Annotated in this window: 20 protein-coding genes; 8 read left to right on the forward strand and 12 right to left on the reverse strand. The window is 43.7% G+C overall.

The window, feature by feature from the left end:
• Positions 1 to 133 precede the first annotated feature (133 nt).
• The 3 genes from K2225_RS16955 to K2225_RS16965 all read right to left on the reverse strand — a co-directional run bounded on the left by K2225_RS16955 (position 134) and on the right by K2225_RS16965 (position 3,880).
• Complete coding sequence (locus K2225_RS16955; RefSeq protein ID WP_220585827.1) at positions 134 to 517, reverse strand: DUF4870 domain-containing protein; 384 nt, start codon at positions 515 to 517, stop codon at positions 134 to 136.
• A gap of 225 nt (positions 518 to 742) precedes the next feature.
• Entirely contained in the window at positions 743 to 1,348 is a 606-nt protein-coding gene (locus K2225_RS16960; RefSeq protein ID WP_220585828.1) for a sortase, read from the reverse strand.
• Positions 1,349 to 1,690: 342 nt separating this feature from the next.
• A complete protein-coding gene (locus tag K2225_RS16965; RefSeq protein ID WP_220585829.1) occupies positions 1,691 to 3,880 on the reverse strand; it encodes an ATP-dependent helicase in 2,190 nt (729 codons plus the stop codon).
• A 192-nt stretch (positions 3,881 to 4,072) separates the two neighbouring features.
• On the opposite strand from K2225_RS16965, the gene K2225_RS16970 reads away from it, so the two are divergent.
• Positions 4,073 to 4,246, forward strand: a complete 174-nt coding sequence (locus K2225_RS16970; RefSeq protein WP_202412464.1) for a hypothetical protein — start codon at positions 4,073 to 4,075, stop codon at positions 4,244 to 4,246.
• A 96-nt stretch (positions 4,247 to 4,342) separates the two neighbouring features.
• Here K2225_RS16970 and K2225_RS16975 read toward each other — a convergent pair whose 3' ends face one another.
• Positions 4,343 to 4,819 (reverse strand): ferritin, encoded by a 477-nt coding sequence (locus K2225_RS16975; protein ID WP_370632780.1) that lies wholly within the window; start codon positions 4,817 to 4,819, stop codon positions 4,343 to 4,345.
• Between the two features lie 181 nt (positions 4,820 to 5,000).
• Here K2225_RS16975 and K2225_RS16980 point away from each other — a divergent pair, with 181 nt between their 5' ends.
• Together K2225_RS16980 and K2225_RS16985 are read left to right on the forward strand one after the other, a co-directional pair.
• Entirely contained in the window at positions 5,001 to 6,167 is a 1,167-nt protein-coding gene (locus tag K2225_RS16980) for a DUF4317 domain-containing protein (RefSeq protein WP_220585830.1), read from the forward strand.
• Positions 6,168 to 6,484: 317 nt separating this feature from the next.
• Positions 6,485 to 7,669, forward strand: coding sequence for a cation:proton antiporter (locus K2225_RS16985; protein WP_220585831.1), 1,185 nt, complete (start codon positions 6,485 to 6,487; stop codon positions 7,667 to 7,669).
• Between the two features lie 82 nt (positions 7,670 to 7,751).
• On the opposite strand, the gene K2225_RS16990 is transcribed toward K2225_RS16985, so the two are convergent.
• The 6 genes from K2225_RS16990 to K2225_RS17015 all read right to left on the reverse strand — a co-directional run bounded on the left by K2225_RS16990 (position 7,752) and on the right by K2225_RS17015 (position 14,107).
• Positions 7,752 to 8,078: a four-helix bundle copper-binding protein gene (locus K2225_RS16990; RefSeq protein WP_220585832.1), complete on the reverse strand. Its 327-nt coding sequence runs from the start codon at positions 8,076 to 8,078 to the stop codon at positions 7,752 to 7,754.
• Positions 8,079 to 8,151: 73 nt separating this feature from the next.
• Positions 8,152 to 8,823 carry a response regulator transcription factor gene (locus K2225_RS16995; protein WP_220585833.1) on the reverse strand — a complete coding sequence of 224 codons (672 nt, stop codon included), beginning with the start codon at positions 8,821 to 8,823 and terminating at the stop codon, positions 8,152 to 8,154.
• Positions 8,798 to 10,195 carry a sensor histidine kinase gene (locus K2225_RS17000; protein WP_220585834.1) on the reverse strand — a complete coding sequence of 466 codons (1,398 nt, stop codon included), beginning with the start codon at positions 10,193 to 10,195 and terminating at the stop codon, positions 8,798 to 8,800. Before K2225_RS17000 ends, K2225_RS16995 begins: the two co-directional genes overlap by 26 nt.
• A gap of 89 nt (positions 10,196 to 10,284) precedes the next feature.
• Entirely contained in the window at positions 10,285 to 12,312 is a 2,028-nt protein-coding gene (locus tag K2225_RS17005) for a heavy metal translocating P-type ATPase (protein ID WP_220585835.1), read from the reverse strand.
• A 23-nt stretch (positions 12,313 to 12,335) separates the two neighbouring features.
• On the reverse strand, positions 12,336 to 13,829 hold the full coding sequence (locus tag K2225_RS17010; protein ID WP_220585836.1) for a multicopper oxidase family protein: 1,494 nt from the start codon (positions 13,827 to 13,829) through the stop codon (positions 12,336 to 12,338).
• Positions 13,830 to 13,846: 17 nt separating this feature from the next.
• Positions 13,847 to 14,107 carry an SHOCT domain-containing protein gene (locus K2225_RS17015; RefSeq protein WP_220585837.1) on the reverse strand — a complete coding sequence of 87 codons (261 nt, stop codon included), beginning with the start codon at positions 14,105 to 14,107 and terminating at the stop codon, positions 13,847 to 13,849.
• Positions 14,108 to 14,352: 245 nt separating this feature from the next.
• Here K2225_RS17015 and K2225_RS17020 point away from each other — a divergent pair, with 245 nt between their 5' ends.
• The gene (locus K2225_RS17020; protein WP_220585838.1) at positions 14,353 to 14,988 is read left to right on the forward strand and encodes a YdhK family protein; all 636 of its coding nucleotides are present in this window, start codon (positions 14,353 to 14,355) and stop codon (positions 14,986 to 14,988) included.
• Positions 14,989 to 15,098: 110 nt separating this feature from the next.
• Here the strand turns inward: K2225_RS17020 and K2225_RS17025 are convergent, their stop codons facing one another.
• Positions 15,099 to 16,472 (reverse strand): hypothetical protein, encoded by a 1,374-nt coding sequence (locus tag K2225_RS17025; RefSeq protein WP_220585839.1) that lies wholly within the window; start codon positions 16,470 to 16,472, stop codon positions 15,099 to 15,101.
• A gap of 377 nt (positions 16,473 to 16,849) precedes the next feature.
• Here K2225_RS17025 and katG point away from each other — a divergent pair, with 377 nt between their 5' ends.
• The 3 genes from katG to K2225_RS17040 all read left to right on the forward strand — a co-directional run bounded on the left by katG (position 16,850) and on the right by K2225_RS17040 (position 20,718).
• Complete coding sequence (katG, locus tag K2225_RS17030) at positions 16,850 to 19,084, forward strand: catalase/peroxidase HPI (protein WP_220585840.1); 2,235 nt, start codon at positions 16,850 to 16,852, stop codon at positions 19,082 to 19,084.
• A 175-nt stretch (positions 19,085 to 19,259) separates the two neighbouring features.
• Positions 19,260 to 19,559, forward strand: coding sequence for a hypothetical protein (locus tag K2225_RS17035; protein WP_220585841.1), 300 nt, complete (start codon positions 19,260 to 19,262; stop codon positions 19,557 to 19,559).
• A 205-nt stretch (positions 19,560 to 19,764) separates the two neighbouring features.
• A complete protein-coding gene (locus tag K2225_RS17040; protein ID WP_220585842.1) occupies positions 19,765 to 20,718 on the forward strand; it encodes a calcium/sodium antiporter in 954 nt (317 codons plus the stop codon).
• Positions 20,719 to 21,410: 692 nt separating this feature from the next.
• Here the strand turns inward: K2225_RS17040 and K2225_RS17045 are convergent.
• Positions 21,411 to 21,839 (reverse strand): hypothetical protein, encoded by a 429-nt coding sequence (locus tag K2225_RS17045; RefSeq protein ID WP_220585843.1) that lies wholly within the window; start codon positions 21,837 to 21,839, stop codon positions 21,411 to 21,413.
• 308 nt (positions 21,840 to 22,147) lie between these two features.
• On the opposite strand from K2225_RS17045, the gene K2225_RS17050 reads away from it, so the two are divergent.
• Complete coding sequence (locus K2225_RS17050; protein WP_220585844.1) at positions 22,148 to 22,873, forward strand: polyphosphate kinase 2 family protein; 726 nt, start codon at positions 22,148 to 22,150, stop codon at positions 22,871 to 22,873.
• The last annotated feature ends 538 nt before the right edge of the window (positions 22,874 to 23,411 follow it).

Here is a 23,411-nt window from a genome sequence, read left to right on the forward strand (position 1 = left end):
ATCATTCATTCTCCCTTCTATCCCGCATACCTTCCCTATGCTTTCAGGACCTTTCGACACCGAAACCTTTCATTCCTGCAAAACAAATAGACTGCCCTCTATTAAAAAAAGAAAGGCAGTCACATCGTCACATTTATACTTTCACCATTTTCTGTAGTTGTTCCTCCGCCATTTTCCCCGTCACCGGTAAATGATACCTTTCTCCCTGATACGCTTTTACCATCAGTACAATCCACAAAACCAAGGTAACTGGAGCCATCAATAAGCTTACAAAAAGCCCGATGATCGGAATGAAATTGACGACGAAGCCAAAAATGAAAAAGAAACCAAATAGAATCACGGACTGCATCGCATGAAAACGGATGAACTGGTTTTCTTTTTCAATAATAAGAAAGACGATGCCACTGATAAAGCCAAGCAAATAGGCAAGCAGACCTCCGGTGTTTTCCTCTAAACCTGTAGAAGATTTTTTCTCTTCCTCACGGCTTGAAGTCTTCGTTTTTGTTTCTTGATCCACCTTCAACCCTCCTTTCCAAAGAGATTTAAACCCGTTACATTTGCCCCCTTCCTTTTTACTAATACATATCAGATTGAGTGAAGAGTATGACCACAATGGCGTTAAAACTTTGTTTGATTTCGTCTATCTGAAGGTCAAAAGATCCCGTTCCCCTCGATGATCCTTCATTTAAGTGAAAACGAATGAAAACACCCTCTCCTTTATTAAAAAGGAGAGGGCTGTTACTCACTGTATTTCCTGCTGTTTTACTAAATCCGCTTGTACGATAAAACGCTCAGGAGCAGAACCGATAAAGTCGAACGGATAACAAGTGGTAAACGTCAAAGTCGGAGATGATGCGGGAACAAGGAATGATGGATCCTCCGAGTCACCCACCCATATTTTATTAATTTGGTATTCATACTCGATATTGTTCTCCGTGAGATAGACAAAATCCCCTTCCACTAAGCCATCAAGAACGGCAAACGTTGTCTCCCTATGACCAGCAAGAACGGTGTGTTCACCTTCAGAAGGGGGTGATGTAAACGATGTGTCAAACATCCCGATCCCTTTCTTTACGTTGTCTGGATCAGAATCGTAGTACACAGGATACTTTTTTCCAAGCTTAGGAATTGTCAGCTCTCCGATCCCTTCACCCGTTTCAGCAGAAACATAGTCCACAGTATTGGAGGACTCTCTCGCCTGTTCAGAAACTGAAGAAGCTTCGCGCTTATCCGTCTGCAATTCGTGATCATAGAAAACCACCTGACTTTGTAACCACCATTGGGAACCGTTCCCCAAAACCACCAAGAGTCCCAACGTTATGAAGATGATGCTTAGTTTTCGGATCATCAGACTTCATCTCCTTTGCGATCAAGTCGTTTAGTTTTCACCGAATCTCCTTCTGAGCAATAGAATCAAGCCTGCTCCTCTTACGACACCGATCCAGTAAAACACCGGTCGGGTAATTAGTACACCGGGTTTTATCACTTCGCAAAAAGAATTACCTTATAGAACCTATGTTAAATACTTTTTGTTAAGTAAACGATAAGAGGAGGTGAAAGAGTTGTAAAAGAATGTAAATGAAACGGTTAGTGGAAATCAAATGAATATCCTTAATAAATGAAATAAAAAAGATGCCACGATCCTAAGGACCTGGCACCTTCTTGGTGTTTTTTAACGTTCTATTTCTTTTCAACCCTTACTCAATAACCCATTGTCCAAACAAACCTCTAACAAAAGTTCCTTATAACCTGCTTCTTCAAATTGGATGCCGATCTGATCGCTATCAAATTCCTTAATCATACCAGAACCGAACTTCCGATGATTGATGCGTTTGCCAATCTCAACATCATCCATTCGGAGCAGGTTTTCGTCTGATAAATCAGGGGCTTGGCGCTTCCGCTTTTTCAGCGTCTTCTTCTCCCCTTCCGGCTGAAGGATCCTTCTCACGTTCATCAGGAAAATCGACTCTGTCACGCGTTCACTGCCTTTGTAGTTGTACGTCAGCAACTCAAGGTTTGTTCGCGCGCGCGTCATGCCTACATAGAAAAGACGGACGGCTTCTTCCATCGGTCCTGCTTCTTTATTGCGGTACGTTTCCATATCATCCTTTGAAGGAATGACGCCATTGACGAGGTCGATCATGTACACTTTGTCATATTCAAGACCTTTGGCACTGTGGAACGTCGTCAGTGTCAAGGCGCTTTGATTTTTATTGTACTTCGAAGTTTGAAGGAGCTTCTCCAACTCCTTCAAGCGATCAGCAAATCCTTTCAGTGACCCTAACCCCTCAGCGATCTTTTCCAGAGTGTTCAAGATATTCATCAAGTGTTCAGCATTGAATCCAAACTTCTCGGACATCTTCTGCAGGGCATGATCGTAACCGAGCTTTTCCCTTATCGTGCGGATCGCCTGGGCGGGCTCCATTTCGTTGATGTCTTTAAAAAGCTTTTTCGCTTTCTTGATGTTCTTTGATTGATAGTCAGGAATGTCCCTCTCCAAAAGCCGATCAAAAACGGACGCCTGGCTGTTTTTCTTTTTCAAAAAGAAGATCTGCTTTTTCGAAATGTAAGCATTGAATTTCGTATGAATTCGTTCGAGAATATCGACACGGCGGTCATTATAGGAAAAACGCATAAAGTTCAGGATATCTTCTACGACCCAGTGTTTAAAGAACTTCGGATCGATGTCTTTCATGTAAAAATCGATGCCGGCCTTATCAAGCTGATCAGCAATCGGTACAGCCGAGGCGTTGTTGCGGTAAAGAACAGCCACCTCTTCTCCCGGGCCTCTCTTTTTCAGCTGCTCAGTGAGATACTTCAATTGCTTTTCATAATTACTCAAGTTTTTGATCTCGATGGGAGTGTGCGCCTCATTTTCTGTGAACATTTCTTTCGCATACCGCTTCTTATTGCGTTTGATAAATTGATTGGATACTTTCACAATATCCTCGGATGAGCGGTAATTCTGGGACATCGTCAGCACAGTTCCGTTCGGATACGTCTCTTCAAAATCCAGAAGTTTATCGACATCCGAGCCGCGCCACATGAAGATCGACTGATCATCATCCGCTACGACACAAAGGTTGTTCTGCGGTTTGGCCAGCAATTCAACGATTTCATGCTGGACCAACGAGTTATCCTGACTTTCATCCGTCAACATGTACTCAAACTGCTGCTGATAGTTGGATAGGATTTCTGCATCGTCCAATAAGATTTGATGACAATACGTAAGCATGTCATCAAAATCAAGCAGCAACTTGAACGGATCTTTCTTTTTGAACGCTTCATATGATTGATAAATGGCTGATGCCTGTTTCACCTGACAAGAGACACGTTCAAGCTCTTTCCCTTCAATCAGCCGGTTCTTCACAAAACTGATATACCTCATCAGCTCGTCCATCTCATCATCCGTCATCTGCACACCATTTGTATCTTCATACAACTTCTTCAAAATGAACTTCTTATGAAGCGGAACTTCCGGGCCGTCCCAGCCTTTTTTCAATTCTTCATCACTGATGTTTCCTTCAATCAGCTGGAAATCCTGACCATTCTTCCGTAACGACTCGCGGACCACTTTGTATGCGAAACTGTGGATGGTGGAAAAGTGGACTTTTTCATTCGTCAGACCGGAAAAGAAACGATCGAAACGTTCCGACATATCCCGTGCTGACGCTTTACTGAATGTGACTGCCATGATCCGTTCCGGGTCCACTTTTTTCTCAAGGAGCAAATAACCGATTTTCATATTCAGTGTCGTTGTTTTCCCTGACCCCGGTGACGCAAGCAATAGCAGCGGCCCATCCGTGTGCACCACCGCCTGCTGCTGGACCTCGTTTAAAAGGACTCCCGTCTCTTGCTCCATTCGCTCAAAAAAATCCATACCTGCTCCTCCTTCCTCATTGACGTACAACAAAAAATAGATGGAAGAAGGCGCACACGCTTCTTCCATCTATTTTTTTACTTCACTTATTATACATTGGATTTCGTATCGTTTCTAGATGAATTTCTTCCCTGGCTTACATGAGAAATTCATTTCCGATTCATAATAAGAAGGAGACGGAGGTGAACAATCATGGCGAAAAGAACAAAGAAACACGACGCTGAGCAAAAGAACAAAAAGGGATTTGACCCTAAACAAGCCGACACTGAATTTTCTCAGGAATTCGGCAGCGCAGCAGCTAATGAAGCTCACAAACAAGAAGCTAAAAAAGCACGCAAATCTAAAAAAGCAAAACAAGACAACTAATAAAAAAAAGGATTCCCTCACGGGGGAATCCTTTTCCTTATGAAAACAGCCCCACCACTCCCGTCAGGGGATAAAGGTCAAAAATCACCGTCCATTCTATACCGCCTGCCTTTGGCCTAACTCTTGATCCAGCAATAAAATGGCTGAAGGATTATCCTGCCCAAGTTTCAAGCGGTCCACAATTGTTTGACTCTGAGCTTCTTCATCAATCTGCTCCCTTAAGAAATCCTGGATGATGACAGCCGCTTGGGGATCGGTCTGGTTCGCATAATTGAAAGCCTGACGGTAAGAGTTGGTGACAAATTGTTCATGTTCCAACACTTTCTGGAACGTTTCGAGGGGTGAACCATAGTCTGTCGGCTGGGCGGGGATTTGCGACAACTGAACCGTTCCATCTTTATCTACGACATAATCAATCAACTTCAACATATGTGTCCGTTCTTCCTCTGATTGAAGACGCAGCCAATTGGCCATCCCTGTATAATTTTTCTTCCCCATATACGCTGACATCGCTAAGTATAAGGTCGTTGAGACATGTTCAATTTCGATCAGCCGGTTGAACAATTGCTCCATTTCTTTATTCAGAAACTCCACCTCCTTTGTAACAATGTTCACCTTAAAAATGTATGACCACGCGTTTAAAGATATACGACGAAGCACGGCCGGACTTCCTTGTTTTTCTTATCGTCCTTCCTGAACCTGTGGTAAAATAAGAGAACTATAGAACGAGCGAAAGATGAGGAGTGAACACTGGATGGACAAAAAAGACATTGCCGGCATCCGCAGGCAGCTTAAAGTTGACAACGACCTACTGAAGATTAAGAACATCTTCAACGTCTATATCATGAAGGAAACGACAGAAATTTTTCATCACCAGAGCCAGCCATTTGAAATGCTGGATAAAGACCAACAAGAGCTGTATATGAACAATTTCAAAAAGCTTCTCACCGGGCAGCTCGACGAAAAGTTGTTCGAACTGAAATTTCAACGCGAAGCCGAAGAAAACAGCCAGCTGATATTACATAAAGGTTTATTAAGTAATCATGTAGATGACTGGAAGGAACAAATGCTTCAGATGACGGAAAAAATTATCCGGGACAACCCTTATGAGAAGGATGTCGTCATTTCCTTCATTCGCGCAGAATATATGAAACCGACGAGGCGCCGCAGTGAAGAGTCAGAGGAAAGCAGCCGTGACGCTGTGTATTCAAACCCATTCATCCTCTGCAGCATCAATAAAACCGAAGACCCGAAAAAAGAAATCCAGTTCGACTATATCGAGAAAGAATTCAAATATAAAATTGAAGTCGATCCTGTCATCGATCTGAAAAACCCGATGACCGGCTTCCTTTTCCCAGGAATTACGGACGGTGCTTCCGATGTGAACCATATCCTCTACTCTGCCGGAAAAGCGAACGAACCGGACTATCGTTTCATTGAAGACGTATTAAACGGAGAAGAAATCATGACAGCAAAAGAGGATAAAGCCATTTTCGAAGAAGTCATCCGTGACGTTGTCGGGGACCAGTTGAGCCCTGCCACCCTTGCCAATGTGTATGGTGAGATCAACCGTACCGTGGAAGAAAACGAAGACGATACCCCGCCGAAGCTCGACTACAGAGATGTCGAGCGCGTATTGAAATCGAGTGGTGAAGAAGTGGATTCTGAAAAAGTGAAGCACGCGTTCGCACAGATTACCGACAAAGAAGGCTATGAGTTGAAAGCAAGCAGTATCGTACCGAAATACAACTCCAAGTCGATTAAAATCAATACGAAGATCGCCAATATTTCAATCAGCCCCCAGGATCTGCAGTTTGTAAGACAGGTCAATTACAAAGGGAAACGCTGCATTATGATTGAAGTGGAAGAAGATGCAGAAGTGGATGGATTTAAAATGCTGCCGGAGGCTTTCGGAGAGTAAGGGTGACAGCATCTTGGTTGATATTTTTCATTTTTGATTGATATATTTGGATTTCAATTGATATATTCGAGATTCAATTGATATCTCACAACTTCAATTGATATCCTCTAATCTATCCTCAGTGATGAAGGCCCGTGCATTCTTTGTACGGGCTTTTCTCATACGCAACTCAATCCTGAATCACATGACCGACACCTGTGTGCCTTTCCCCTTCGGTCCGGTCGGCTTCGCCGTAGTATCCAGCCATGTAGAATGAGGTTTAATTATTTTACCCAGAGGATAATGGCAAACCATACATAGAAAAAGGAGGCTCGACCATGTCCATCATTCAAGGAATCCTGCTCTTATTCATAGGCTTTTTCATCTTCACCCTCGATAAAAAGCAAGAAAACATACCTGTACCTACTGTTCTTGTTTTTATTGGCATCGGTTTATCCTTCGTTCCTTACTTTTCTTCCATCGAAGTAACAGAACATATGATTTACCATGCATTTCTTCCCGCTCTCTTATTTGTTTCCGCCTACCGGTTTCCGGCGGAGCAGTTTAAAAAACATATGGGTTTCATCCTTTTTCTAGCTACTGCCGGACTCTTGTTGACGCTCGGAATCGTAGGGGGTCTTGTTTATGCCGTCAGCGGAACTTTCTTCTCTCTCTCTTTCATCGGTGCTTTACTTCTCGCTTCCATCCTAACGCCCACCGATCCTGTATCCGTTGTATCCATCCTAAAGAACTCTACGGGGAATGAAAAAATAGCGGATGTCGTAGAAGGAGAATCACTTCTTAATGATGGGACGAGTATCGTAATGTTTTCTGTGCTTCTCGGCATCTACACAAGCCGTGAGGAGTTCTCTCTCCTGTCATTTACGGGCGAGTTTCTAGTCGTTTCCTTAGGAGGCGCAGGTTTAGGCATTGTATTCGGATGGTTGATGAGCAAGGGCATCCATTACACCCATAACAAAGAATATCAGGTGATGCTGAGTATCGTTCTGGCCTATGGCATCTTTAACCTGGCAGAACACCTGGGAGTATCTGGTGTGATCGCCACCGTATCTGCTGGTCTTATGCTCTCTTTTGAATACGGTCGAACCATAAAAGAAGAACATTTTAAGGATACCTTGGATGGCTTTTGGGGAATCGTTGAAATTTCGCTGCTGTCTCTACTATTCCTACTGATAGGAATCAACTCCGCTCCCTATCTAAGCTCACCTGTCTGGGGGTTCGCTTTCCTGGTCTTTATCCTGTCGATGGTCGTGCGGTTCCTCATTATCGCAGGCAGTACAACCCTTTTCCCCCATTGGCGCAAGGAACTTTCCTGGCGTGAATCAGCTGTAATCTCATGGTCCGGCCTAAAAGGGACGATGTCCATATTTCTCATTTTAAGTTTTCAGGTTCAGCACACGGGTGATCATGAAATGTTTCTATCGTTAGCTTTTGCTACAGTGTTGATCTCCCTCGTCATTCAAAGCCTGGGAGTTTATCCGTTGTCCAAAAAGTTGCTGTAGCAAACTATTTCGAGAGGATATAGGAGAAGTATTGTATGCAAAATAAAAACAGATCAGCTGAGAAGCTGATCTGTTAATTATGTTACGCAATCTTTCTGCAAGCATCTGCACATTCCTGGCAGGCTTTCGCACACGCTTGGCAATGGTCATGATCATGCTTGGCACATTCTTTCCCGCAATCATCACAAATCTTAGCGCAGACAGATGCGAGTTCTGCTACATAAGGAGTGCCTCTTGTAATCGCTGCTTCTAAGTATCCACAAATGTCTGCACACTCACGATCGAGACGAATGCACCCTGCCATCATTTTCACGTCTTCTTCTTTAAGACAAGCATCATAACAATGGTTGCATGCCTCCATGCATTCATGTAATACCTTCAGAGTTTCTTGATACTGCTGGTGAGCCATGATTTTATTCCTCCTTATTGTAATAATCTTACACATTTATAATACCCAGTACCCGTATAAGTAAACATGTTTTTTACTTATTTATCCATTTGTATCCGACACCCCAGACCGTCTTCAAGTGGTCATTAATCGGAAATCCTGAGCGCCGGATTTTCTCACGGATGTGACGGACATGGGAATCAATCGTTCTTCCTCCTGTGTCTGATTGAATGCCCCATACGAGATCGAGCAGATCATTTCTATCATAGACATGATTCGGGTGTTTGAGCAGTAGGCCTAAGAGTTGAAACTCTTTCGGTGTCAAAGCGATTTCCTCGTTCCCGAAGCGCAATTCGTAATTATCACTATTCCACTCCAAGCCATTCACATCGATCGAGGTCTGTGGATTTTCTCTCCTCAATAAGGCTTCTATTCGAGCAATAAGGATTTCTTCATCGAATGGCTTAGTTATGTAGTCATCCGCTCCTGTTTTCAAACCACGAATGACGTCTTCTTTCTGATCTTTTGCAGTCAACATAATGATGGGAACCTTACTGAAAGTACGTATCCGCCGGCATGTTTCCATTCCATCCATATCCTTCATCATAATATCCAGAAGAACAAGGTCATAAGCATAGGTGCGCAGTTCTTCCAACCCTTCCGCCCCGGTTGTTACTTTGTGAGCTTCATATCCGTGAGGGATCAAATATAGTTCTAATAAGTCTAACATTCGCTTTTCATCATCGACTAAAAGAATTCTTTTCATTATTATCTTCCTTTGGCCAAGTGATCAATATGGTCAACCCTTCATCATTAAAAGCTTTGACGGTTGCCTCATGCATTTCAATAATTTCCCGCACAATGGAAAGGCCTAGTCCTGTTCCTCCGATTTCTCTGGATCTCGCCTTATCCACCCGGTATAACCGTTCGAACAAGTAAGGCAGAGCGCTTTCGGGAACTCCAGGCCCATCATCAGATATTCTGATGATTACGTGCTGGCTTTCTGTTCCTGCTGTAATCTTTATCTTTGTTTCTTCTCCACCATAACGGAGAGCATTATCCACGATGTTAAAAAAGACCTGTTTCAATCTCATAGGGTCCGCATAAATCCTCGTATTTGATGGAACATCTACGAACAAATGGGATTTCTTTTCCTCTAAGAGGGGGTGGAGATGATCCTTTACCTCTTTGAGAACTATGGACACATCAACAAATTCAGGATCAATAGCAAACGAATTTTCATCCATTTTTGCAAGTTGAAAAAGTTGCTGAACCATGTCGGTCAAGTGAGTGGCTTCTTCTTTGATGATGTTCAAGTATTTATCTTTATCTTCGAAGGATGTCTCCTTTTTTGCTGCCACATCGGCATAGCCTTTAACATAAGTCAGAGGCGTCCGCAATTCATGAGCGATCGCAGATAAAAAATCGTGACGCTCTTTTTTTATCCGTTCGAGATCTTCAGATAATCGGTTGATCGACGAGGCAAGAACCCCCAGCTCATCGTTCGGATGTTCATCAAGATACTCTTCCACTCTGCCGGTACTTAATTTCTCTGTCACTTCTTTCATCCGAATAAGAGGACGCGTAATAAACTTGGAAAGCGCAAAAACGATCAGGATCGTGACCAAGATTAGGACGATCATAACGAGGACAAACTGCCGTGTCAGGTGACCAATGATGCTGCGAATTACATCAGAGGGAGAAAACATAAACACATTTCCGATCTGTTCATTTTTCACAATAATCGGGGAGACCGTAGCCACATAGGGCTCCGTTCTCCATTCATCCTCAATGATCCTCTCCTTGTCTTCTGTCATTCCGTCAATCGCTTCATAGAATACATCCGGGTAGGTTACTTCATTAAACGATTCCGATAAGATGTTTCCATCCCCATCGGTAATGATTACCTCTGTAACAGCCTCCGATTCCATCAAGGCTACGTGAGCGAGAGTGGATTCATCAAAATTATTCTCTAAAACATCCCGATGACCTGCGCCGCGCGTCAATAAACCCTCCATCACTTCATTGATCCGATGGGAAGAAACGGTGGTATATAATACCGCGAAAAGCAAAAGTTCTATTAAAATCATAGAAATTAAGAAAAGTAATCCTAATTTAATTGATATTTTATGCTTCATATAACCTCTCATTTTCAAGGGGGAAACCTATTTGTTTTCATCCTACCCTCTAATTGTGCAGAATCTGTGCAGAATGCCAAAAACCGACTTTAGTCTGCTTTGAGGAGTTTGGCGTTAATCGCTACAATCACTGTGCTGAGACTCATGAGGACAGCTCCAACAGCCGGGCTTAACACGATGCCGACAGGAGCAAGGACGCCTGCGGCCAGTGGAATGGAAAAGATGTTATACCCCGCTGCCCACCATAAGTTCTGAACCATTTTCTTATACGTGTTTTTGGATAAGGTTACGATGGATACGATATCTCTTGGATTGCTTTTCACAAGTACAATATCTGCTGTTTCCACCGCCACATCGGTTCCGCTTCCAATAGCAATTCCTACATCGGCAGTCGCGAGCGCCGGCGCATCATTGATTCCGTCACCGGTCATCGCCACTTTTCTACCTTCTGCCTGTACTTTTTTCACTTGATCCGCTTTATGATCCGGCATGACTTCCGCATACACTTCATCAATGCCGATTTGTTGAGCCACCCAGTCAGCGACTCTTCGGTGATCCCCTGTGAGCATGATCGAGCGGATCCCTCTTTCTTTCAATTCAGATACAGCTTCCTTCGCAGAATCCCGGACCATATCTGCTAAGGCAATCATCCCGAGATAGGTGTCATCCAGGAGGACAAAGACAACGGTTTTCCCTTCTTCCGATAAGCGGCTGAACGTGTCCTGATCATAGTCGTATTCGTTCTCTTTCATATAGCCCGGGCTCATGACTTTTACTTCTTTTCCATCCACCGTTCCTTTCAATCCTTTTCCAGTTACAGAATCGAAGTCTTCCACCTTACCAAGGGAGATCTCCCGGTCTTCTGCTTCCTTCAGAATACCTTGAGCCAATGGATGTTCAGAGTTCTGTTCCGCACTCGCCGCCCAGTAAAGAAGATCTTTTTCATCGTCTTTTTCTGGCATAAGGTCGGTCACGCCGAACTCCCCTTTTGTGAGCGTCCCTGTTTTATCAAAAATAACGGCGTCAACGTTACGTGCATTTTCAAACTGTGTCCGGTTCCTGATGAGGAGTCCCTGTTTTGCAGAAAGGGAAGTAGAAACCGCAACAACTAGAGGGGCCGCTAACCCTAAAGCATGAGGACATGTGATGACCATGACAGTGACCATACGTTCTAACGCTACATCCAATGAAAATCCTAAGACAAGCCACACCACAAACGTTGTGATCCCTGCGCCAAGAGCCAGATAGAACAACCACTTAGCTGCGCGATTCGCGAAATCCTGTGCTTTGGATTTGGAATTCTGTGCTTCTTCCACAAGTGTAATCACTTGCGATAAATAGGTATCGTCTCCTAACTTTTCTACCTCCAGTGTGAGACTTCCTTCTTTATTAATAGAACCTCCGATCACTTCTTCGCCCGTTGCTTTCTCTACCGGCACCGATTCCCCCGTAAGCATAGATTCATCGATCGCAGATTTCCCATCTACAATTTTGCCATCGACCGGAATTTTTTCTCCCGGCTTTACGAGGACTCGATCATTTTCCTTCAGTTCATGGACGGGTACATCTTCTACCTGATCGTCTTCTGTCAGGCGGTGAGCCTCACTCGGCATCAGCTTCACTAATTCCTGTAAGGCATTGGAAGCTCCCATCACAGATTTCATTTCAATCCAGTGACCCAGGAGCATAATATCGATCAAAGTCGCAAGCTCCCAGAAGAAGTTTCTCCCTGACCATCCGAATACCACGAGGGAACTGTAGGCATAGGCCACGAATATGGCAAGCCCGATCAGAGTCATCATCCCGGGGTTTTTATTTTTCAGTTCATCGATAGCCCCCGTCAAGAAAGGCCACCCTCCGTAGAAGAATACGAATGTAGCTAAAGCGAATAACACGTATTGATCCAACGGGAATGTGAAGCTGAATCCCAAAAGCTCCTGAATCATAGGAGAAAGGATTAGAATAGGGATTGTTATAATTAAGGATATATAAAACCTTCGCTTAAAATCATCAATCATCGCCCCGTGATCATGACCTTCGTGAGAATGATCATGGCCTTCATGAGACTCTTCATGATGGTGCTCTTTATGTTTTTCAGGAGAATGTTCTTCACTCATCTTATAACCTCCATTTCTGTAAATTAGGGCTGATTCGTCTGATTCAGTTCGAAAGGTGAATAAACACTTTTGTAATCTACAATGGTCACCATGCCACGATCCGCATGATTATTATCATGACAATGGAATAGCCATTCCCCTCTATTGTCCGCTTCGAAGTAAATCGTATACGATTCTCCAGGTTTCACGTTAATCAGATCTTTCACGACCGCTCCTCCATCTTCCGCTTCCACTTGAAAACGATGGCCATGCAAGTGCATGGGATGATTTAAACGTCCTTCATTGGTGATGTCCACTCTTACGATGTCTCCTTTTTCCACTTGAATCGGCGGTGTATCAGGGAAAATACGGTCATTGATCTGCCACGTCATCCCTTCTCCCATGTTCATCCCCATACTGAGATTCATATCGTACGATACGTCTACATCCGGTACAGTCTCAAAGAGCAGCTCCTCACTCTCATGGGAGGTCCCTTTGCTGATTGCCACGTCTTTCGCATTCACTTGTAGATTCTCTCCACCGGAATCCGAAGAGAGGACAGGGATCTGCATATCCTGAGAGTTTTCAATCGAGGGCGTTTCCCCAATGATTTCATCTCCTTTTCCCTTCGTATATTTGACATCGATCCGTTCACCCGGGGCAATCTCCAACACATTGTTTTTTCCTGAGCTTTGCACAGGTTCCGCATCAACAGCGATCATTTCCATCGATCCTTCAGGAAAAATGAGTCGGTGCAGCTGGTAGCCGGCATTCACAAACCGAAGTCTTGCTGTATCTCCTTCTTCCATTCTCAAAGGTTTGATCGCATCGCCCGCTTTGCCGTTCACTGTAAAGGTATCGTACATTTCTTTCGTATCTGCTTCACCATCTCCCTGCATGGAACCCATCATCATGCCACCCATGTTCGTCCAATTCTCGCGATCCTGGTGCACCGCCCATTCATCTAAAATGAAAACCTCATCATGTTCAGATTTCTCTCCTTTTTCTTCAACAACAAGCGGTCCATATAACCCCTTGTCCACTTGGAGAGAACTATGTTGATGTGAATGATACCAATACGTCCCTGCGTCTTTTGCTATAAACTCATAAGTAAAGGACTCCCCAGGTTCTACAGCATCCTGGGTCACCCCCGGAACTCCATCCATGCGATTCGGGAGAATGACGCCGTGCCAATGAATGGTGACAGGAACATCTAATTCATTGTGCAGTTCAACCTGGACTAAATCGCCCTCTTCAACACGTAAGGACTCACCAGGGACCTTTCCATTATAGGTCCAGGCCTGGACGGACTCCCCCTTCTGTATGTTCCACTCGGTTTCTTCAGCCGTTAGTTCAAATTGCTTGTTTGGCCGGCTGTCGGATTCTATCGGTTGAATGTCGAGAATACTTGTGCCTTCTTCACTAGTGTTTAACTCGCCTGAGCTTTTCTGCTGCATCCATGGAGCTTGAAAAAACACCCATACTCCTATAGAAATGAGCGCGATTATCATAATTGAACCAAACCACATTCTTTTCATCATCTGTACCTCCTATCTCAGTCATCCAATTTCTTTTTCAAGCGGTCGTATTCTTCTTCTGTGATTTCCCCGCTTGCCAGACGTTTCTTCAATACCTCTTTTGACCCTGCCTCCCCGCGCACGCGATTGCTTGAATTCTGCTCTTCTGCATGAGGTTTCATCATCCACCTGACAATGAAAAAAATGATTATAATCAGAATCAAGATAATCAATCCAAAACCGAAAAAGCCCCCGAAGAAGCTGTTTCCCATTCCACTACCGTCCATCATTCCACCCATTGTCATTCCTCCTTCTTCATAATACCTATACCCTGTACTGTATATAAGTTAACATACAGCTTCTATTCGTCTATCCCCATCAATTGTGCAGATTTTATGGATTTTTTATAGACTTTTTCTTCATCCTCTCTTCACCGCTCTATATCCTTAGATTCATTTATTGTTTTTAAGACATTTGTCATTTCTCTAAAGAAGAAAAATTTGGTATATTGTTTTCCATCATAAAGAAAAGGGAGATATGCGTAATGAAATATGGTTATGTCCTCACAATCTTGTTCAGTCTGCTTATTGTTTTAAGCGCGTGTGGGAATGGTGAAAATCAGGAGGTTGAGAATAGTAGTGAAGAAACTCCACCGGCAGAAGAAACAAGTCAGGATGAGATGAGCGAAGATGAAATGGAAGACGGCCATTATATGGAAGAAGGACATGGTCACAACATGTCCAGTGATGGAGACGTTCCAGAAGGATTGCAGGCAGCGGAAAGCCCTGCCTATAAAGAAGGCGATCAGGTAATTATTGAAGCAGAGCATGCGGAGGGTCATGAACCAATAATGAAGGGGGCAGAAGCTACCGTGACCGGCGCTTTTGATACCACCGCTTATGCCATCTCCTTTACTCCGACCACCGGTGGAGATCCGGTGACGAATCACAAATGGGTCATACATGAAGAGCTGAAAAATGCGGAAAATGCTCCTCTCTCAGAAGGAACAGAAGTGACGCTTGCTGCTGATCATATGGAAGGAATGGATGGTGCAAAGGCGACGATCGACACTGCTGAACAAACCACTGTTTATATGGTAGATTTCACAACTGTTGACGGTGAGCAGGATGTGACCGATCATAAGTGGGTGACAGAAAGCGAATTGCGTTCACCTGAATAATAGCAATACAAAAACTGGGCGGTAGAAGATCATCTTCTACCGCCCCATTCTTATCCAAACATGGCTATGATTATTCTTAGGTACTCCCTTCTAATTAGAGAAGAAGGTACTTAATAAACGAGGAGTGTAAGGAGCGAGATTCCTATTCCTAAGAAACCCAGCAAAATGCTGTATGGAAGATTCCTAAGCACAATTTGATAGGGATTCATCCGTAAAGCCACAGAAGTGATGGTGACAATCAACCCGTACGGGGCGGATGGTACCGTCGCAATCGCACAAGCAGACAGAAGAATCGTCAGTGTCACCTCCGGTAATGTCCCAATCAACAGTTCACTGACACCACCGAAGATCCCCATCGTCGCAAGCGGATGAACACCTAACAGTGTCATCACAAGGAAAGCGGACTGGATGAACAGCATGATGAGAAGCGGACTTCCCTCAAGCGCAATCAGAGGATCCTGCAAATACTTCAAGCATGGCGAAGCATTCAACGTCTCTGTTAAAAAGGAAAGAGACAGCAGGAGAACGATAAAGTTGCTCAAGTGGTTCGTCTTCCATTTCCATGTCGGCCAGCCGATCTGCAGGAAACTCCTCTTTCGCTTTACGAGCACCGCCCATGCGAAAGCGAATGGGAAAATCGATACAGTCACAGCAAAAAGAAAGTCCAGCTGGATGACATTGCCTAAAAATACGACCACGGATAAAAACAGGACGAGCGCAACAATGAACTGCACCAGTTTCTTCCCGCTTTTTCCTGTCCCTTTTTCTATGGAAGATGTTGCTTCAATCTCGTATTTACGAAACATCATTTTTCCAATGAATGAATCCATAGAGATACCAAGAACGGCAATCAGCAGCATCCAAGGAAGCACTTCTAAATAATTCGCCCCTGTAATGAAAATCGAAGTCGCCAGCAGAATTTCAAGCGGGCTCCATAACAAAGCAAGCGAATACCCACGCAGTGTCGCCATTAAAATGAAGCTGTTCTTCACCTTCGTTTTCACATCTTTCAACTGTTCTTTCAACAAATCTTGAGAAATGGTTGCAGAAGACAAGTTCAGGAAAGCAGCCAGAGAGACCATGGTGACTTCACTTCTGACATATAAGGAACCAAGTCCTTTGGCGTTGTTTCCTAATAGGGATTGCAGAAGCTTGTTATACCTTCCCGCTTTTACCACACTATTCATCCATGGGAGCATCGATAATAGGAAGAGAAGCCCAATGTTCCCCGCAAAGAAAGAGGGAATCTCTTTTATTGTCGTATCGCTCGAGAAAAAGAAAAATGCTCCAGCAACTAAGAGCACGATCCCGAGGATTTTAAACACTCGATCCGAGCGAGGAAAGCTGATTGCCAGCATGACGATTCCAAGAATCCCTATGATGGTATTTAAGGTAGAGTTGGTCCAGAAAACGTGAACAACATTCAAAGCAAAGACGAACGAATAAAATATGTATAAGTAGTTGGATATGTAACGCACAATCATTCCCCTATCTCATCAGGTGATTTTCTATGTTTGGCCGGGAGCATCGTTTAGTAGAGTCAATGCTTTCATGCTATACACAATGGGAATATTTTTCAATGCATTTGTATTTGAAAAGTGATGACATTTTCTTGAATCTATACGTCCCTCCATGCAAAACTCTTCTTTCCCTGTCCCTCTCTACCAATAGGTCCCTCCCCCCCCTCATTCATGACCATTATGAATCTATTAAAATATGATTCACTTATCTTTCCCTATTAATGAAATAAAATTTTTCCAGTAAAGTAGAGGGTTATTCCTTTCAAAATATAGCCTTTTTTATTATAATTATAATCTAAGACCGATTATAATTTTTTCACAAATATAGGAGGGTATCATTCATGGACAAAAATGAAATGCACGACAGCCAAGCTGGTAAGTGTCCCGTATCCCACGAAAAAACGAAGGAAGAAAGTGCGGTAACGACAACAAAAGTCGGTACAACGAATAAAGACTGGTGGCCTAACCAGCTCAACCTGCACATCTTACGTCAGCACGATACGAAGTCGAATCCGATGGGAGAAGACTTTAATTATGAAGATGAATTCAACAAGCTTGATTACTACGCTTTGAAACAGGATCTTCATGAGCTGATGACAGACAGCCAGGACTGGTGGCCGGCAGACTATGGGCATTATGGACCCCTTTTCATTCGTATGTCCTGGCACGCAGCCGGTACGTATCGTACAGGAGATGGACGCGGTGGTGGTGCCACAGGAAACCAGCGTTTCGCTCCTCTGAACAGCTGGCCGGATAACGCGAACCTTGATAAAGCCCGCCGCCTGCTATGGCCGATCAAGCAGAAATATGGCAATAAGATTTCATGGGCAGACCTGCTCGTACTTACTGGAAACGTCGCGCTTGAATCCATGGGCTTGAAGACTTTTGGATTTGGGGCAGGGCGTGAAGATGTGTGGCATCCAGAAGAAGATGTCTATTGGGGAAATGAAAAAGAATGGCTCGGTGACAACCGTTACTCCGGCGATCGCGAACTTGAAAGCCCACTCGCTGCTGTGCAGATGGGACTCATCTATGTAAACCCAGAAGGTCCAAACGGCAACCCGGACCCCCTTGCCAGTGCACGCGATATCCGCGAAACGTTCGCTCGTATGGGGATGAATGACGAGGAGACTGTTGCTCTTGTTGCAGGTGGTCACACCTTCGGTAAAGCTCACGGTGCCGGCGACCCTGACAAAGTCGGTGCTTCACCAGAAGCGGCTGACATTGAGGATCAAGGCTTAGGCTGGATGAGCTCTCACGGAAGCGGGAAAGGCCGCGACACAATCACAAGTGGTGTCGATGGTGCATGGACAGCGAACCCGACCGTTTGGGACAACGGCTATTATGATCTTTTGTTCGGTTACGAATGGGAATTGACGAAGAGTGCAGCAGGTGCGAACCAATGGGCACCGGTCAATCCTAAAAAAGAGGACATGGCTCCAGATGCGGAAGATCCATCGCTAAAAGTCCCTACATTCATGACGACAGCCGATATGGCTCTTCGTATGGACCCTGATTACGAAAAGATTTCCCGTCGTTTCCATCAAAACCCGGATGAATTCGCCGATGCCTTTGCTCGTGCATGGTTCAAGCTGCTTCACCGTGATATGGGACCAAAAACAAGATACCTCGGACCAGAAGTGCCGGATGAGGACTTGATCTGGCAGGATCCGATTCCTACAGTGAAATATGAATTGACGGACGCAGAAGTGGCAGAGTTGAAAGAAAAAATCCTCGACTCCAGCCTTTCTGTCAGTGAACTTGTGAAAACGGCATGGGCGGCAGCAAGCACCTACCGTGGATCTGACATGCGTGGGGGCGCGAACGGTGCCCGCATCCGACTCGCTCCACAAAAAGACTGGGAAGTGAACGAGCCCCAACAGCTTTCCAAAGTGCTTGCCGTTTATGAAGGCATCCAAAAACAGTCCGATAAAGAAGTCAGCCTTGCTGATCTGATTGTTCTAGGCGGAAGCGCAGCCGTAGAAAAAGCGGCCAATGATGCAGGTGTCGAAGTCACCGTTCCATTTGTCTCCGGACGCGGCGATGCCACCCAAGAGCAAACGGACGAAGAAAGCTTCGAAGTCCTCGAGCCGATGGCGGATGGCTTCCGTAACTATGAGAAGAAGAGATATACGTTGAGCCCTGAAGAGTTGCTCGTCGACAAAGCACAGCTCCTTGGTCTTTCTGCACCGGAAATGACTGTACTCGTCGGTGGGATGCGCGTACTTGGCGCCAACTACAAAGACACAGGCTACGGCGTATTTACAGACAACGTCGGTACACTGACAAACGACTTTTTCGTGAACCTTCTTGATATGAACATTGAGTGGAAGCCGAGTGATTACAACGAATACGAAGGCCGTGATCGTAAAACAGGCGAACTGGTCAGAAAAGCGACACGCGTCGACCTCGTCTTCGGATCGAACTCTGTCCTGCGTTCGCTTGGTGAAGTGTATGCACAGGAAGATAACAAAGAGAAATTCGTCCATGACTTTGTTGCGGCCTGGGTGAAAGTAATGAACGCGGATCGCTTTGATTTGAAGAAGAAAAAAGATCTGGCTTATCATAACGCGTAAGTAAGAAGCAGGAGGCCTCCCGCCTCCTGCTTTTTTTGTTATGCTCCTCTATGAAAAATAAAAAGCGAATAGAGGCAAAAGACCATGCTTTCATAAATATCTGATATCATGGGAGAAAGAAACTGTTGCGAGCAGACGATAAAACCGTCCCCCGCTCAAAAAGGAGGCATGCTGTGTGGATCGGAGCCGTGAAGAAGAAGTGATTCGTAATTATCAAAAAGGCGAAAAAATGATGATTCTGCTTTTTGCTCAGTGGTGCATCAATCATGACCTGGATCCAGTGGCCATTTATAAAGAGGCCTATCCATACCAGGATAAAAATAAAGAACTGATCGATGCCTTGGAGCTTACTGTACCGAAGCAGGAATCCGATCACATTGATTCTGAGACTCTGCTTGAAGTATTGTCTCTCTATGGAAATGACGACCTCGCTTTTGTTGTATCTGATTTAGTGTTCCGTAAAAATCTGAAGTAAACTTTTAAAGAAAGCACCTTATCGTGATGCCACCTGGATATACGGTAAGGTGCTTTCTCTACGGATTGGTAGGTCGTCACACTTCCCTTGCTCAGTCAATGCTTTGTCACCGTGTGTTGAACGAAAAGCCCTCCTACTTTTCAACTGCATTGAATGTGGGTATGGTAAAACTAGTAAAAAGTAAAAAGGAGTTTGAGAGGCTACTATGGCATACTTGTTATTAATTGTCGGCTTCGTTTTATTAATCAAAGGAGCCGATTTATTTGTTGATGGCTCTTCCAACATTGCAAGGCTACTCCGCGTACCGCCTATCCTGATAGGGTTAACGATTGTGGCATTTGGCACAAGCTCTCCTGAGGCAACAGTCAGTATCATTGCAGCTTTACAAGGAAATGCTGATATTTCCTTAGGGAATGTAGTTGGGAGCAATATTTTTAATGTCACTTTAGTTGTAGGTATAGCCGCTTTTTTATATCCATTAATGGTAGAGAGTGAAACAACGAAAAAAGAAATTCCATTTGTATTGCTCGCTAGTGGAGCATTACTCGTACTTATTAGTGATACGGAGTTACAGGGGCTAAAAGAAAACTTGCTTACACGCAGTGACGGCATAATCTTTTTGTTGTTTTTATCTATTTTTATGTATTATGTGATTGAAGTAGGGATGAAAAGCCGTAAAGAATCTGCCCAAAAGCCCATCCCCTCAAATATTAAGTGGGGAAAGAACATTCTTTTGACACTGGCAGGTTTAATAGCCATTATCTTTGGCGGAGCTCTGGTGGTAGATAGCGGTACAGAGATTGCCTATGATCTTGGGATGAGTAAAACATTAGTTGGATTAACCATCATTGCGATTGGTACATCACTTCCAGAACTCGTAACCTCTATATCCGCTGCATTGAAGAAAGAAAGTGGAATTGCACTAGGTAATGTAGTGGGAAGCAACATCTTCAACATATTATTTGTTCTAGGGGCCTCCGCTGTCATTTCACCTTTATCCGTAAATGGAAAGATCTTTATTGATGTCATGATTATGATTGCACTAAGCTTACTTTTGTTTTTATTTTCAAGAACCCATTACAAAATTGGAAAAACAGAGGGTTTTGTCCTTGTGACCATGTATATCGTTTATCTTGTTTACATTATTTTGAGAAACTGAGATTTTCAGAACGGAAAATTTGGTTTGGTAGCCGAATTCCTGAAATAAAAAAACCTGGCACGGGAGGAGTGCCAGGGTGAAAGTAAACAACTTAGGTGACCCAACCATGTAAGAATCATCCTTGATTCTACACGTTTTTGAAATTGAGACTAACTTGAAGGACAATTCTTTTGAGAATCCGTTTCCTTTTCCGTTTAAGTCGAATTTGCCTTCCTTCCACCTTTCATGATTCACAAATGAAAGGTGAACACCAGCTAAGAGAATTCTTTTTGTTTCCTTACGCAACGCTCAATCTAATTTCATTGGGGGGATTGTCTTACACTGACCTCTCCACGACCTGCCTTCCGCAGGCCTGCTTTTTACCTGCCCCTTCTTTCCGGACTTTTACCATCCTTAAAAAGTGGATGAACGTCCTTCCGTGACGGGGACTTTCGTTCGTTTGGAAACGAACTCGCGATGGTTGAGCCACCTAAGTTGTTTATGTTTTTTGTTATCTTCTTTACACTCTTATTATACCACCGTATACGGGTTTTAACGCTGGGGGTTGTGTCCGTTTTGTAAACGTTTACGTTGGTGTTTAATGAACAGTGGGGTTCCTCTTTATACACGATCTCTCACGCGTAAAGCAATCCATTTTGTAAACTAATCTTTTAAATCTACTTCTAGTTAATTATAGATCAGCGGTTACACATTCACCGTTTGACGGGGTGATTAGGTTTGTTGATATCAATGACCCCATTATCTACTGGATCAGATTGCTTCCCACTGACTACAAGGTGATATTCCCAACTCCCCCATACTGGAGTTCCCTCCCCTGTGTAACGGGGGTCCGTTTCATGAACAATTAAGTAAAAATACTTTTCCCCGGTTTCCATATTCGTGATGTGATTGATCATCCAGCCACTATCCAGATAAGGGTCTCCTCCAAAATCACCGCGATATTGAACTTTGTAATGATAATCACCATTCACTTCTGTGTACATCCCAGTGACATCACCCACCGGAATACTGCCATCATCTGTCTGATGACCAGGAACGACACTACTCTTTGCCGATACCCCTGATGCCATTAAACTCATAGCAAAAACTATCCCCAACCCAGCTGTTATTAATTTTTTCATGTTTGAACTTCCTCCTTATATCCTTACCCTTTAATCAATCCCTACTTGTTCTAAGTATGTCTGCTTCGTGGTGAACAGAAGATTAGTTTACAAATGGATATATAAATGGTAACACAAATAAACAGAATATTTTGTATTTTATTGTCGAGTTTTAAAAAGAGTTAGGAATAAGGTCCTTCATGCCAGCGAGGTTTATAAGAAGAAAATCGCTCTCCTTTTTTGGAGCGTATTTAAAAGGTTTCAGACTAATCCTGATGAATATGTAGAGAAAGGGTTTTAAAACCAAAAACCTCAAAGGAGAGGACTGTATGCTAGAATCTGTAAATCTATCCTTGAACATAGACAAAAAGCAGTATAAAGAGGAAATGAAACAGACTCAGTTGAAGTTACTCCAGTTGCAGCGATCCATCTATGATCATCAGTTAGGCGTTATTGTTGTTTTTGAAGGCTGGGATGCTTCCGGAAAAGGAGGCGCGATCAAACGGTTAACCAGCGGACTCGACCCACGCGGTTTTGATGTACATGCTATTGGCGCTCCTTCAACGAACGAACTGAGGCACCATTACCTCAAACGCTTCTGGAATAAGATTCCGCCCTATGGGAAATTAGCGATCTTTGATCGTTCCTGGTATGGCCGCGTTCTTGTGGAAAGAGTCGAGAATTTCGCTTCTGTTCCCGAATGGAATCGAGCCTATAACGAAATTGTTCAATTTGAACATCTACTGACTCAAGATCGATATGTCGTCATCAAAGTATGGCTCCACATTTCTAAAGAAGAACAACTGAAACGATTCCAAGAAAGAGAACAAGACCCTTTAAAGAAATGGAAAATTAAGGATGAGGACTGGAGAAACCGTGCCAAATGGGAGAAGTATGAAGAAGCTGTAGAAGATATGTTCCAGCACACATCTCCTCCAGGAAGTAAGTGGCACATTGTAGAAGGAGAAGATAAACATTATGCCAGAGTGAAAACCAATCACATCGTTATACAGGAGATTGAAGACAAATTAAAGGAGCTAACCACTTCTTTGTAACAAGCGTTCCCACTTAACATTTCAAAGAATCCGGGTACATAAAAAGCCCTGGCACTTAAGAAAGTGCCAGGGTGAAAGTAAACAACTTAGGTGACCCAACCATGTAAGAATCATCCTTGATTCTACACATTTTTTTGGATTCCAGACTTTCTCGAAGGACAATTCTATGGAGAATTCGTTTCCTTATCCGGTTAAGTCTAATTTTTCTTCCTCTTCTTCCTTAAACAGGAGAGGTAATGCACCAGCTAAGGGAATGTTCTTTGTTTTCTTACTCAACCCTCAATCTAACTTCAAAAGAGAATCGTCTCACAAAGCCTTCCCCACCACCTACCATCAGTAGGCAACTGAATCACCTGCCTTTTCAAGACTGTTTTTTCATCCTTGTTGTACGGATGCACATTCTTTTCTTGGCTGTGATTTTCGTTCGTTTGGAAACGAACTCGCGATGGTTGAGCCACCTAAGTTGTTTATTGATTTTGTTATCTTCTTTACACTCTTATTATATCACCATTTACCGATTATACCGAAGTCAGTTGTG

The sequence above is a fragment of the Halobacillus sp. Nhm2S1 genome (assembly GCF_019599545.1).
Taxonomy (GTDB): Bacteria; Bacillota; Bacilli; order Bacillales; family Halobacillaceae; genus Halobacillus.

What these genes read in the sequence shown, in the direction of transcription:
- K2225_RS16960 (WP_220585828.1), bottom strand. Translation starts at nt 1,348, where the DNA reads ATGATCCGAAAACTAAGCATCATCTTCATAACGTTGGGACTCTTGGTG.
- K2225_RS16965 (WP_220585829.1), bottom strand. Translation starts at nt 3,880, where the DNA reads ATGGATTTTTTTGAGCGAATGGAGCAAGAGACGGGAGTCCTTTTAAAC.
- K2225_RS16970 (WP_202412464.1), top strand. Translation starts at nt 4,073, where the DNA reads ATGGCGAAAAGAACAAAGAAACACGACGCTGAGCAAAAGAACAAAAAG.
- K2225_RS16975 (WP_370632780.1), bottom strand. Translation starts at nt 4,819, where the DNA reads ATGGAGCAATTGTTCAACCGGCTGATCGAAATTGAACATGTCTCAACG.
- K2225_RS16980 (WP_220585830.1), top strand. Translation starts at nt 5,001, where the DNA reads ATGGACAAAAAAGACATTGCCGGCATCCGCAGGCAGCTTAAAGTTGAC.
- K2225_RS16985 (WP_220585831.1), top strand. Translation starts at nt 6,485, where the DNA reads ATGTCCATCATTCAAGGAATCCTGCTCTTATTCATAGGCTTTTTCATC.
- K2225_RS16990 (WP_220585832.1), bottom strand. Translation starts at nt 8,078, where the DNA reads ATGGCTCACCAGCAGTATCAAGAAACTCTGAAGGTATTACATGAATGC.
- K2225_RS16995 (WP_220585833.1), bottom strand. Translation starts at nt 8,823, where the DNA reads ATGAAAAGAATTCTTTTAGTCGATGATGAAAAGCGAATGTTAGACTTA.
- K2225_RS17000 (WP_220585834.1), bottom strand. Translation starts at nt 10,195, where the DNA reads ATGAAGCATAAAATATCAATTAAATTAGGATTACTTTTCTTAATTTCT.
- K2225_RS17005 (WP_220585835.1), bottom strand. Translation starts at nt 12,312, where the DNA reads ATGAGTGAAGAACATTCTCCTGAAAAACATAAAGAGCACCATCATGAA.
- K2225_RS17010 (WP_220585836.1), bottom strand. Translation starts at nt 13,829, where the DNA reads ATGAAAAGAATGTGGTTTGGTTCAATTATGATAATCGCGCTCATTTCT.
- K2225_RS17015 (WP_220585837.1), bottom strand. Translation starts at nt 14,107, where the DNA reads ATGGGTGGAATGATGGACGGTAGTGGAATGGGAAACAGCTTCTTCGGG.
- K2225_RS17020 (WP_220585838.1), top strand. Translation starts at nt 14,353, where the DNA reads ATGAAATATGGTTATGTCCTCACAATCTTGTTCAGTCTGCTTATTGTT.
- K2225_RS17025 (WP_220585839.1), bottom strand. Translation starts at nt 16,472, where the DNA reads ATGATTGTGCGTTACATATCCAACTACTTATACATATTTTATTCGTTC.
- katG (WP_220585840.1), top strand. Translation starts at nt 16,850, where the DNA reads ATGGACAAAAATGAAATGCACGACAGCCAAGCTGGTAAGTGTCCCGTA.
- K2225_RS17040 (WP_220585842.1), top strand. Translation starts at nt 19,765, where the DNA reads ATGGCATACTTGTTATTAATTGTCGGCTTCGTTTTATTAATCAAAGGA.
- K2225_RS17045 (WP_220585843.1), bottom strand. Translation starts at nt 21,839, where the DNA reads ATGAAAAAATTAATAACAGCTGGGTTGGGGATAGTTTTTGCTATGAGT.
- K2225_RS17050 (WP_220585844.1), top strand. Translation starts at nt 22,148, where the DNA reads ATGCTAGAATCTGTAAATCTATCCTTGAACATAGACAAAAAGCAGTAT.